Below are 12,222 nucleotides of genomic sequence, written 5' to 3'. Positions count from 1 at the left end.
AACAGATTACCTAAGAGCAATACAGTTAAGAGAAATCTTCTCAAAACGACACCTCCCTTCAAAAAGTTTACTATAATAGCTTGTTGTGTTTTATAAAAAAAATCTAAATGAAGACGTTTTGTGTCTTTTGCCTGTTAAATGGTATACTTTTCGTAGATACATCAAGTCTTAGCAATTATATGGAGTGTGAAAAAAATGGACAAAAATCAACAAGGAATTCAGTTTATGCAAGAAGGTAAGTATGAAGATGCAGTCCGCGTTTTTTCGGAGGCAATTGAGGAAAATCCGAATGAGCCGGTAGCTTACATAAATTTTGGGAATGTCTTGACTGCCGTGGGGGAAACAGATCGCGCGGTGTCTTTTTATCATAAAGCTCTTGAATTAGATGAAAAAGCTGGTGCTGCCTATTATTCACTGGGGAATTTATATTTCGATGGTGATAAATTTATCGAAGCCAAGGATATGTTTGAGAAGGCGATCCGTACAGGCCTTGAAACATCAGATACGTTCTTTATGCTAGGTATGACGCTTCAGCAGTTAGATCAGGCGAAGCTTGCAATGCCATATTTGCAACGGGCAGTTGAGTTGAATCCCGATGATGTGGATGCTCGCTTCCAGTTTGCCCTTTGTTTAGCAAATGCGGAATTGTATGAAGAATTGATTAAGCAGTTAACAATCATAGTGGAACAGGATCCTGGGCATGCCGATGCATATTACAACCTCGGAGTTGCTTATGCTGGGTTTAAAGAAGATGCTGACTTAGCCATTACGTATTTTGAGAAGGCACTTGAGGCGCAGCCGGACCATATGCTAGCGGCAAATGGAAAGAAACTGATGGAAAATTTCAAAGCTGAAAATTAATTTCGAGAGGATGCAAAAAGGAGGGGAGTAAGATGGTGCAGGATTCGATGGATCTCTTTAGTGAAGAGAAGCCGTTTATGAAGGGGCGCCATTTGGTGACGATTTTTCATAATGAACAAAATATGTATTCCGTTGTTAGAATTCGAGTCGATGAGACGAATTTGAGCTACGAGGAAAAAGAAGCAGTCGTCACCGGCTACTTTCCACGTATCCATGAGGATGAATCGTATACGTTTTACGGGAATATGAAAGAGCATGCGCGATTCGGTCTTCAGTTTCATGTAGAGCATTTTCGAAAAGAAATGCCGCAGACGAAGGACGGAATTGTTAGTTATTTGTCGAGCGATTTATTTAAAGGAATCGGTAAAAAAACGGCTGAAAGCATTGTTGATACGCTTGGTGAAAATGCCATTTCACGGATTCTTGCTCAACCATCGTTGCTTGACAGCATTCCAAAACTTGCTGGTGAGAAAGCAAAGACGTTTTACGATACACTCGTTGAGCACCAAGGGTTAGAGCAAGTGATGATTGCCCTGAATCAATATGGGTTTGGGCCCCAGTTGTCGATGAAAATCTATCAAACATACAAGCAAGAAACGATTAGTTTGTTACAAAAAAATCCCTATCAGCTCGTTGAAGATATTGAAGGGATTGGTTTTGGACGAGCGGATGAACTCGGTTCTCAACTTGGCTTGAACGGCAGTCACCCAGATCGAATTAAGGCAGCATGTTTATATACGCTCGAGTCGCAATGTGCTCAAGAGGGAAATGTCTATCTGGAGGCAGAGCAGCTGTTGGAAAGTGTAAAAGTGCTGCTTGAAGATAATCAGGGAGCCGAAATTGCGTTTGCGGATATATCTGCCGAAGTAATTAAGCTTGAAGAAGAAAAGAAAATTATCGTTGAAGAGCGTCGTGTCTATACCCCATCGCTGTATTATTCTGAGCGAGGCATTGTAAAGAGTATTAAGAAATTGCTGGCCCAGGATGAATATGATGATCAATTTCCTGAATCGGAATTTTTGCTTGCACTTGGTGAGCTTGAGGAACGTCTTGGTGTTGAGTATGCACCGGCGCAGCAAGAAGCTATTCAAACAGCCCTGCAGTCGCCAATGATGATTCTCACTGGTGGACCTGGTACAGGAAAAACGACGGTTATTAAAGGAATTGTTGAGCTGTACAGTGAACTTCATGGTGTGTCAATGGACATTGGTACATACAAAGCGGACGAGCCATTTCCCTTTGTGCTTGCAGCTCCGACGGGCCGTGCAGCGAAACGGATGGCCGAATCAACTGGATTACCAGCTGTGACGATCCATCGTCTGCTTGGATGGAATGGTGCGGATGGTTTTGCCCATGATGAAGACAATCCGCTTTCAGGTCGAATCGTTATTATTGATGAGATGTCGATGGTGGATACGTGGCTTGCGCATCAGCTGTTGAAGGCAATGCCTGAGCATGTTCAGTTGATTTTGGTAGGCGATGAAGATCAGCTCCCATCTGTTGGGCCAGGTCAAGTATTAAAAGATTTATTGGCATCAGGCAGTGTTCCAATGGTAGGTCTCGAGCAAATTTATCGTCAAGCTGACGGCTCATCCATTATTGAGCTTGCCCATGAAATTAAACGCGGCCAGCTGCCGGGTGATTTTTCAAAGCAACAGCCAGATCGTTCGTTTATTCGCTGCGGATCGGGGCAAATTGCTCAGGTTGTTGAAAAGGTTGTCGCGAATGCGAAGTCGAAGGGATTCACCGCCCGTGATGTTCAGGTTTTGGCACCGATGTACCGTGGACCAGCAGGAATTGATAATCTGAATAAAATTTTGCAAGAAGTATTCAATGCCAATACGGATAAGAAAAAGCGTGAGTTAAAGTTTGGCGATGTGGTGTATCGGACAGGCGACAAAGTACTGCAACTCGTCAATCAGCCGGAAAGCGGTGTGTACAATGGTGACATGGGAGATATTGTGTCAGTCTTGTATGCCAAAGAGAATACGGATAATGTTGATAAGCTGGTGCTTTCATTTGATGGCATTGAAGTGGTCTATGCCAAGCAAGAGCTTGGACAGATCACACATGCTTATTGCTGCTCTATTCATAAATCACAGGGCAGTGAATTTCCAATTGTCATTTTACCAGTTGTAAAAAGCTATTACCGCATGCTGCGGCGGAATCTGCTCTACACTGCCATTACAAGAAGTAAAAACTTCTTAATTTTGTGCGGCGAGGAAGATGCCTTCCGTCAAGGCATTGAACGAAATAGCGAAACAAACCGCAAAACTACACTGCAGCAAAAACTAAGCAGTCTTATTGCGGGTAATAGCATGAACGACGAATCACAAGTTGCAGATGAAGACGAAACAGCCCAAACTACAGCCGCCGCCACAACAGAAGACTATATCGAAGCACTCATGAAAGTCGACCCCATGATCGGCATGGACTACGTAACCCCAGATGACTTCATCTAAGTCGGAGAATATTCTCCGGCTTTTTTGATGTGATTTTGGGAAGGGGAAGAATGCCGCAAGTTCTAGGCCCCATTTGGCAGGACGGGGTGCTGAAAAGAGTTTTTTGTTGAGCAGGATTTTGATGAAAAGTGACGAATTTGTGTTGAAAAGGGGGTAATTAGTTGATTGTGAAACGATGTGAGGTATCAGTAAGAGTACTAGCTTTGGAGGCTTTATTACGTAGACTGCCACTCACGTATCCTAATCGGGATGCGATTGAGGAAGAGTATGGACGGTATTGGGCAGGTTACCAAGGTGAGTTGTCCTTAACCTACGATTTAAGTTTTCTCCATGAACAAGATTATTATATATTCCATGATCTTCGTTTACAGCATGAAAATCACTATTTTCAAATTGATATTTTGCTTCTATCTGCTTCTTTTGCCTTAATTATTGAAGTGAAAAATTATGCAGGTACTATTTTTTTTGATCGAACATTTAAACAATTAATTCAAACAAAGAATGGTATTGAAAAAGGATTCCCTGACCCAATTCGTCAGGTGCAAAAACAGCGTGTGCTTTTTGAAAAGTGGCTCACATCTCAGAAAACCCTGAATCTTCCGGTTGAATCAATTGTAGTTATTACAAACCCCTATACTATTATAAAATGTAACCCTGGAAATGCGGAAGTTCCTCACAAAGTAATCCATCGAAATTCTCTTCTCTTAAAGATCGAACAACTAGAAAGTAAGTTTTCTCAACCCCAACTACAACGAAAAGAATTGAAAAAACTGTCTAAATATATGCTAAAACAGCATATTCCTCATCAACCTAATCTTCTTGAAACCTACGCGATTTCACCAGTAAACCTATTAAAAGGTGTCTATTGTCCTCAATGCTCTTTTCTGCCAATGGAACGAAAAAAGTCGAAGTGGCAATGCCCAAAGTGTTTTCATACTGATAAAAATTCTCATATTAACTCAATTCAAGATTATTTTCTTCTTATAAAAACATCGATAAATAGCCGAGAATGCTCTGAATTTCTTCAGCTGTCATCAAGGAAAGCTTCAGTCCGGATTCTGGCTAATCTCTCCTTAGATAAAACTGGACAAACTAAAGATAAGCTCTATCATTTACGTCTGGAAAACCTTACAGGTCATTCATTTACGTCTGGAAAACCTTACAGGTCATGAATAGTTTTACAAAGACAAATACTATACGTGTTCGGAAGGGCGGGATGACTTTGCGGACATTTTCACAACTGATTGGTATGCCGGTATATTGTCATCCAGGCAAAAATATTGGTATTATTAGTGATTTTTGTTTCGCGGACGATGGACACATTAGTGGGATGATCGTACACCAGCGAGCTTTTTTAAAAAAGAGTTTCTTTATAAGTCTTCAAAAAGTCATGGCCTTTGGATCAGAGGGTATTATCGTTAGCGATGGAAATTGCGAGCAGAAACCACCAAAGAATTCAGTAAGGTTTGTCCATGATAGTGTGTTTGGAAAGATGGTCCTTTCTGATACCGGGGATGCGCTTGGGCTTCTGCATGATGTATATTTTTTGGAAAAAATGGGCACAATCATAGCGTATGAAACGACGGATGGATTTTTCTCTGAGCTTACAGAGGGTAAAAGATTAGTGCGGTCTGAACAGCCGCCGTCTCTCGGGGAGGATGCCATCATTGTTTCGGTCTATGAATAGTGAGGTGTCCGGAAAATGGAAATGAAATGCCCAAATTGCAGCAGCAAAGATATTGGTAAAATTGGTGTGAATCAATATTATTGCTGGGGATGCTATATCGAAATGACGGTTTCAGAAGGAATGATTAATACTCATCAAGTCGAAGAAGACGGGAGCTTAAGTTCGTTGGACGACTTGTTTGATGAACAAGATCGCCGCTTTACCATGTAAAACTTGAAAGAGGTATTTATTATGCGAAGACGATCACGAAGTAATTTCATAGGTATAGGTCTAGATATGATAACAGATCCAAAAAAACGGCAGCGTCAAATAAAAAAACTACGCAAAAAAATAAAATCTCTGCTATAAAGACTCGCCAGTTGGCGGGTCTTTTTATTATGGTCTGTTACCAGAATTTCACAAGGGCCGAATGTTTATCAAAAAGGGCCGAATAAAGTGGGAAAACGGCCGAATCATTCGTGGGAAGGGCCGAATGTTTTAAAGAATGGGCCGAATCAAAGAGTTTCCAGCTGTCGAGGTGGGAGCTGGAGGAACAAAAATCAGTCCGCAGAAGAAATAAAAGGTAGTTAGAACCAAAATGAAGCTTGAGGATCAAAAACCAGTTCGTAGAACAATAAAAGGTAGTTAGAACCAAAATGAAGAGTGGTTTGCTTAAAAAATAGTAACTAAGAATAGAAAATTGGGAGAGGAAGGTGTCTAGTTTCCAAAAAAGGGTCAAATCAAAGAATTCCCAGCTGTCTATGTGGAAGCGGGAGGAACAACATCCAGTCCGCTCCAAATATACCCCGCCTTCCTGCATAATTTCTCCACTTTTCACGGAAACTAGGTTTGGGAGGGATGCGGGTTGAGTATTCGGCTTAAGTGGTTTTATCGGTTGGGGTTTTTGTTGTTATTATTTATTGTTCTTTATGTGTTTATGAAGCTTAAGCCGTTTTGGAGTCCTGTGCTGGGTGTGGGGGTGAAGGTGCTGATTCCGTTTGCTGCTGCAGCGTTTATTAGTTATTTGCTGCATCCGGTTGTTGAGTTTCTTCATGTGAAGGGGATGAGCCGTGGTCTGTCGATTGTGGTGATTTATGTTTTGTTTTTTGGGGGGATTGGATTTGCGGTGTACCGCGGGATTCCTGTTATTATTAAGCAGGTGGGGGAGCTGGCGGAAAGTGCGCCGGTTGTGGCGGAACAATATCGCGGCTGGATGAAGATGATTGAAGCCAAGACCACACATTGGCCGTTTGGCGTTCATGAGCGGATCGACGAAATGATTGCTTTAGTCGAAAGTAAACTTGAGGCATTGGCTGGTACAATTATGAGCTATTTTCTCCGGGCCTTTGATTTTTTCCTGCTTATTGCTCTTATCCCATTTCTTGCTTTCTACTTTATTAAAGATTTTCAAGCTATTAAAAAAATGACCTGGTACATCACTCCAAAAAAATTTAGAAAGCAAGGGATGTCTTTTCTTCGTGATGTCGATACGTCACTGGGCGGGTATATCCGTGGACAGATTCTTGTTTGTGCAGCGATTGGGTTGGTTTCAGCTTTCCTTTTTTGGGTGGTTGGGATGGAGTATCCGTTGCTGTTGGGTACGATTATTGGCATTACGAATGTGATTCCGTATTTCGGTCCCATTATTGGTGCCGTTCCAGCCGTTATTCTTGCTGCTTCTATTTCTGTGAAAATGGTTATAATAGTGGGTGTAATCGTCCTTGTTTTACAGTTTCTTGAGGGAAATATTCTATCGCCGCTGATTGTGGGGAAAAGTTTGCATATGCATCCGGTTTTAATTATGTTTGGACTTTTGGTTGGCGGTGAAGTTGCAGGCGTGGCAGGTCTAATTATTGCTGTTCCTGTGCTGGCCATTCTTAAGGCTTTTGTGCTGCATGCGAAGATTCATTTCGGAAAAACGCAATCTAGTCAGTTCGATGATTGACAAATAAATTTTGGATGAATATAATCCAATACATAAGAACTTTTATAATTCGTAAACACAATGATGGAAAAAGTATGTTGATGTGCATATGTTTAGAGAAGATTTCCCTTGGCTGAAAGGAAATTTCGATGTAGTCGACAGAAAGCTAGTCCGGAGTGCAGCTAATTCCTGCCGTTTCGCCGCGTTAAGGCATTGATGAAGGTGATGGGTGCGTGAATTTGGCCCATAATCAGGGTGGTACCGCGAGCTAACTCTCGTCCCTGTCAGGGGATGGGAGTTTTTTTTGTGCCCAAATTTAAGGAGGAAATAATGATGAAATATTTAACAGGCGCGCAAATCCGCCAGATGTATCTAGACTTTTTTAAGGAAAAGGGACATGCAATTGAGCCGAGTGCTCCACTAGTTCCGCATGAAGATCCATCATTATTATGGATCAATTCAGGTGTTGCCACATTGAAGAAGTATTTTGATGGTCGAGTGATTCCAGAAAATCCACGGATTACGAATGCACAAAAAGCAATCCGTACAAATGATATTGAAAATGTGGGTAAAACAGCTCGACACCATACATTTTTTGAAATGCTCGGTAACTTCTCTATTGGTGAATACTTTAAAGAAGAAGCGATTACATGGGCATGGGAATTCTTAACTGACGAAAAATGGATTGGTTTCGATAAAGAGAAACTGGCTGTAACCATTCATCCTGAAGATGAAGAAGCTTTTGAACTGTGGAATAAAAAAATCGGCTTGCCTGCTGAGCGGATTATCCGTTTAGAAGAAAACTTCTGGGATATTGGTGAAGGTCCAAGTGGTCCGAACACAGAAATTTTCTATGACCGCGGACCGGCATATGGAGACGATCCAAATGATCCAGAACTTTATCCTGGCGGCGAAAACGAGCGCCATTTAGAAGTTTGGAACTTGGTGTTCTCACAATTTAATCATAATCCAGATGGTTCATATACACCGCTTCCTAAGAAAAACATTGATACAGGAATGGGACTTGAACGGATGGCTTCAGTTGTTCAAGATGTTGCAACCAATTATGATACGGATCTATTTATGCCGATTATTGCTGCAACAGAAGAAATTTCTGGTGTGAAATATGGCACAGGGACTCCATCAGATGTTGCATTTAAAGTCATCGCTGACCATATCCGGACTGTTGCATTTGCTGTCGGTGACGGAGCGCTTCCATCAAATGAAGGCCGCGGCTATGTGTTACGTCGTTTACTGCGTCGTGCTGTTCGTTATGCTAAGCAAATCAATATTAACCGTCCGTTCATGTTTGAATTAGTGCCGGTTGTCGGTGAAGTTATGCATGCCTTCTATCCAGAAGTAAAAGACAAAGCTGCTTTCATTGCTAAGGTTATTAAAAACGAAGAAGAACGTTTCCATGAAACCTTGCATGACGGCCTTGGCATTTTATCCGATGTGATTAAAAAGGAAAAAGCAAAAGGTTCTACAACGATTCAAGGTTCAGACGTGTTCCGTCTTTATGATACGTACGGTTTCCCAATCGAGTTGACAGAAGAATATGCTGAAGAAGAAAATATGGCTGTCGATCATGCTGGATTTGAATCAGAAATGGAAGCACAGCGTGCACGTGCTCGTTCGGCTCGTCAAGATGTGGATTCTATGCAAATTCAAGGCGGCGTGCTAGGCGATATCAAAGTCGAAAGTAAATTTGTCGGCTACGATCAGCTTGAAGCAGAAGCTGTTATTGCGGCAATCGTTCAAAACGGTGAATTAATGATGGAAGCTAATGAAGGTGAAGAAGTACATGTCATCTTAAGTGAAACACCGTTTTATGCAGAAAGCGGCGGACAAACGGCGGATAAAGGCGTTATTGTCAGTGAAGATGTTAAATTGTCCGTATTAGACGTTCAAAAGGCACCTAATGGACAAAATCTTCATCGTGTAACGGTGACTGCTGGTACATTGGTTCAGGGAGCGAAAGTGGTTTCGGTTGTCGATCAAGCTAACCGTCTTCCTATCATTAAAAACCATACAGCGACGCATTTAATGCATCAAGCTTTAAAGGATGTCCTTGGAACGCATGTTAACCAAGCGGGTTCACTTGTTCAAGCAGAGCGTCTGCGTTTTGACTTTTCTCATTTTGGACAAATTCAGCCAGAAGAGATTGAGCAAATTGAAAACATTGTTAATGAAAAAATTTGGCAGAGTCTAAATGTAAATATTGATACAAAAGATATTGAAGAAGCAAAAGCAATGGGAGCTATGGCGCTATTTGGTGAAAAATACGGCAAGGTAGTTCGTGTTGTTCAAATCGGCGATTATAGTCTAGAGCTTTGCGGCGGTTGTCACGTTCCAAATACCGCAGTCATTGGGCTGTTTAAAATTGTTTCTGAAAGCGGAATTGGTGCTGGTACACGTAGAATTGAAGCTGTAACAGGTGCTGCTGCATACAAATTAATGGCTGATCAAATATCAACCTTAAAAGAAGCAGCAAATAAACTGAAAGCTAATCCGAAGGATCTTCCTTCACGAATCGATGCTGTTCTTGCAGAAGTGAAAGAGCTTCACCGTGAAAATACGAGCCTGTCTGCTAAGCTAGGAAATATTGAAGCATCTAGTCTTGTTTCTAAAGCTACGCAAATTAACGGGGTAACTGTTCTTTCTGCGAAGGTACAAGGAGTAGATATGAACAATCTTCGTGCAATGGCGGATGATTTAAAAGAAAAACTTGGATCAGCCATTATTGTTCTCGGTTCTGCACAAGGCGATAAAGTAAACTTAATTGCAGCCGTTACAAAAGATTATATTGCACAAGGTTTCCATGCTGGGAAAGTCATCAAAGAAGTGGCTACACGCTGCGGCGGCGGTGGCGGCGGACGTCCTGATATGGCGCAAGCTGGCGGAAAAGATCCAGAAAAATTGGATGCTGCGCTTAATTTTGTTGAAGAATGGGTAAAATCCATTTCATAATGGACAAAAAGTATTGTACAATGGTTATAGCAGTCGGAACACGTTTATAACTGAAGAGAGGGTGCATTACATGAGTTCCTTTGATAAAACGATGAAATTTAATTTCCCGGAAGAACCGTTTGAACAAGACGTAAAAGAAGTTTTGTTTCAAGTGTATGCTGCTCTTCAAGAAAAAGGCTATAATCCGATTAATCAAATTGTCGGATACTTGCTTTCCGGAGACCCGGCGTATATACCACGTCATATGGATGCTCGGAATCTTATTCGCAAGCTTGAGCGGGATGAAATTATCGAAGAATTGGTTAAATCGTATTTAAAGAGCCATCGTGAGGAAAACTAATGCGGACAATGGGTTTAGATTTAGGAACTAAAACCATCGGCGTTGCGATCAGCGACGCGATGGGTTGGACAGCACAAGGTCTTGAAACAATCAAGATCGACGAAGCGCAAAAGAATTTTGGCATGAAACGGCTTCGTCAAATTATCGACGAACATGAGGTCACTAAAATTGTCCTAGGTTATCCGAAAAACATGAATGGAACAATCGGTCCCCGGGCCGAAGCAAGCGAGTCGTTTAAAGAGCATCTTGAAAATAAATTCAAGATACCCGTCTTCCTTTGGGATGAACGGCTTACGACAATGGCTGCCGAACGCGTGTTAATTGATGCGGATGTCCGCAGGGAAAAACGGAAAGGTGTCATTGATAAATTGGCAGCAACCTTAATCCTGCAAGGCTTTTTAGATAGACAATCAAAACTATGAGGTGAATGATTAATGGAACATAATGATAACAATATTACAATAGTAGACGAGAATGGGAACGAACAACTTTGTGAGGTTTTGTTCACGTTTGATTCAGATAAATTTAACAAATCTTACGTCCTTTACTACCCAATGTCAGTAGAAGACGAAGAAGAAGAAATGGAAATCCACGCATCATCTTTCGTGCCAAGCGAAGATAACAAAGACGGCGAGCTTTCTCCAATCGAAACTGAAGAAGAGTGGGACATGATTGAAGAAATGCTTAACACGTTCCTTGACGCTGAAGGCGACGAAGAAGAAGAAAACTAAGATAAGTCTAAACCCCCTATCCAAATTGGATAGGGGGTTTTACTTTTTCTCACATACTGCTGTGCTTAGTTTGAATAAATTTGTTTCGACACGTACCGTTCCTTCACAATCATTAATTAAGAGCATATTCGCCTGGTGATTCTGCTTGATTTGCAAGAAGGCATAAGAAGCAGTGAAAAGAATAACGATCAATGATAGCGATAAGACCCATACCTTTACTTTATTTCCTTTCACGTTAAAACCCCCTAAATTATTCCTTTATTTTATCTAAAAAGTTGTTCAAGAGCAAAAAAAACAAACTGCCCAGTGGAGTTTGTTTTAGATGTCATTATCTAATTGTCCAAGGCAGGCGTTAATATTTGCTCTAAAGTGGTCAATTGTTTCCTTAGCCTGTGCTGGATATAGGGACGTTAAGGTTTGGATTGTACTGTCTAATAAAAACCGACGTGGTTTAGTTGATTGTAGTAATTCATCTTGAATGAAGTCGATGAGTTCAAGTGCTTGTTCTCGTTGATTACTCCCGCAAAATGTTTTATTGGTGGCTTTTTTTAGGGCTAAAATCGATTGAAGCAAGTCGTTATGACATTGGTGATGATGGTTTCTGAAATTAGGGAGCCAAGTATCAATTAGCTCGGGATCTAGAATTTGGACGCCGTTTGTTGAAATTTCATTTAATATCTGAATAATCCGGTCGATACAATATCGTATTATATTTTTTTCTGCTGATCCAACTGATTGTGCAAGTTGATTATAATGATTCATCTGTATCATCATTCCGAGAAAAATGGCAGCTAAATCGAGTAGATAGGGCTTTTTACTTTCACCGAAAATATCGATAAAGCGACCATATGTCCAGCGAAGACTTAGTAACTGAATCCGTTTAATAAATTTCTTTAACTCTTCATCATTAGATACTAAGACTTCTTCAATTAATATCAACATATTACTTTGTTTGTTGAATATCATCTGTATTTCCAGCTGTTCGATGAAACCTTCTATATCAGTTAATTCTTTCCCAATGAGTACGGCTTCTCGTTCATCATTTATCTTTTTATATAAGGAACGAAAAATCGCAATAAATAATTCACTCTTGGAAGGGAAATAATTATAAAATGTTCCTTTAGAAATACCGCTGCCATCTAAAATATCTTGAACGGAGGTCGCATTGTATCCTTTTTCGATAAATAGCTGATGGGCGGTTTCAATGACCTTTTGCTTTCGATTATTCATGAATATCACCTAGGCTTTCATTAGACTGCTGGTGTAAT

The 12,222-nt window shown here is 40.9% G+C and carries 12 protein-coding genes and 1 other annotated feature; of the genes, 10 read left to right on the top strand and 2 right to left on the bottom strand.

The features are described 5' to 3' along the window. The first annotated feature begins 195 nt into the window (after positions 1–195). The 10 genes from MHI18_RS06345 (at position 196) to MHI18_RS06300 (ending at position 10,954) form a co-directional block, all read left to right on the top strand. The gene (locus tag MHI18_RS06345) at positions 196–861 is read left to right on the top strand and encodes a tetratricopeptide repeat protein (protein WP_340846544.1); all 666 of its coding nucleotides are present in this window, start codon (positions 196–198) and stop codon (positions 859–861) included. Positions 862–893: 32 nt separating this feature from the next. Next, positions 894–3,323: an SF1B family DNA helicase RecD2 gene (gene recD2, locus MHI18_RS06340; protein WP_340846542.1), complete on the top strand. Its 2,430-nt coding sequence runs from the start codon at positions 894–896 to the stop codon at positions 3,321–3,323. 167 nt (positions 3,324–3,490) lie between these two features. After that, complete coding sequence (locus tag MHI18_RS06335) at positions 3,491–4,495, top strand: nuclease-related domain-containing protein (protein WP_340847596.1); 1,005 nt, start codon at positions 3,491–3,493, stop codon at positions 4,493–4,495. 50 nt (positions 4,496–4,545) lie between these two features. Next, positions 4,546–5,010, top strand: coding sequence for a PRC-barrel domain-containing protein (locus MHI18_RS06330; protein ID WP_340846541.1), 465 nt, complete (start codon positions 4,546–4,548; stop codon positions 5,008–5,010). Positions 5,011–5,031: 21 nt separating this feature from the next. Then, the gene (locus MHI18_RS06325; RefSeq protein ID WP_040376073.1) at positions 5,032–5,220 is read left to right on the top strand and encodes a hypothetical protein; all 189 of its coding nucleotides are present in this window, start codon (positions 5,032–5,034) and stop codon (positions 5,218–5,220) included. A gap of 634 nt (positions 5,221–5,854) precedes the next feature. Continuing rightward, positions 5,855–6,934, top strand: coding sequence for an AI-2E family transporter (locus tag MHI18_RS06320; protein WP_340846540.1), 1,080 nt, complete (start codon positions 5,855–5,857; stop codon positions 6,932–6,934). 51 nt (positions 6,935–6,985) lie between these two features. After that, positions 6,986–7,199, top strand: a binding site (T-box leader). A 47-nt stretch (positions 7,200–7,246) separates the two neighbouring features. Continuing rightward, positions 7,247–9,883, top strand: a complete 2,637-nt coding sequence (alaS, locus tag MHI18_RS06315; RefSeq protein WP_340846539.1) for an alanine--tRNA ligase — start codon at positions 7,247–7,249, stop codon at positions 9,881–9,883. Positions 9,884–9,953: 70 nt separating this feature from the next. Next, on the top strand, positions 9,954–10,223 hold the full coding sequence (locus MHI18_RS06310) for an IreB family regulatory phosphoprotein (protein WP_340846538.1): 270 nt from the start codon (positions 9,954–9,956) through the stop codon (positions 10,221–10,223). Then, on the top strand, positions 10,223–10,645 hold the full coding sequence (gene ruvX, locus MHI18_RS06305; RefSeq protein WP_340846536.1) for a Holliday junction resolvase RuvX: 423 nt from the start codon (positions 10,223–10,225) through the stop codon (positions 10,643–10,645). Before MHI18_RS06310 ends, ruvX begins: the two co-directional genes overlap by 1 nt. 12 nt (positions 10,646–10,657) lie before the next feature. Further along, entirely contained in the window at positions 10,658–10,954 is a 297-nt protein-coding gene (locus tag MHI18_RS06300; RefSeq protein WP_340846535.1) for a DUF1292 domain-containing protein, read from the top strand. Between the two features lie 39 nt (positions 10,955–10,993). Here MHI18_RS06300 and MHI18_RS06295 read toward each other — a convergent pair whose 3' ends face one another. Both MHI18_RS06295 and MHI18_RS06290 read right to left on the bottom strand, forming a co-directional pair. Then, positions 10,994–11,188 (bottom strand): hypothetical protein, encoded by a 195-nt coding sequence (locus tag MHI18_RS06295; RefSeq protein WP_340846534.1) that lies wholly within the window; start codon positions 11,186–11,188, stop codon positions 10,994–10,996. Between the two features lie 84 nt (positions 11,189–11,272). Continuing rightward, positions 11,273–12,184 (bottom strand): TetR/AcrR family transcriptional regulator, encoded by a 912-nt coding sequence (locus MHI18_RS06290; RefSeq protein ID WP_340846533.1) that lies wholly within the window; start codon positions 12,182–12,184, stop codon positions 11,273–11,275. Positions 12,185–12,222 lie beyond the last annotated feature (38 nt).

It is taken from the genome of Peribacillus sp. FSL H8-0477 (assembly GCF_038002765.1).
Taxonomy (GTDB): Bacteria; Bacillota; Bacilli; order Bacillales; family DSM-1321; genus Peribacillus.
This window is presented reverse-complemented; position numbering and strand designations above follow the sequence as displayed.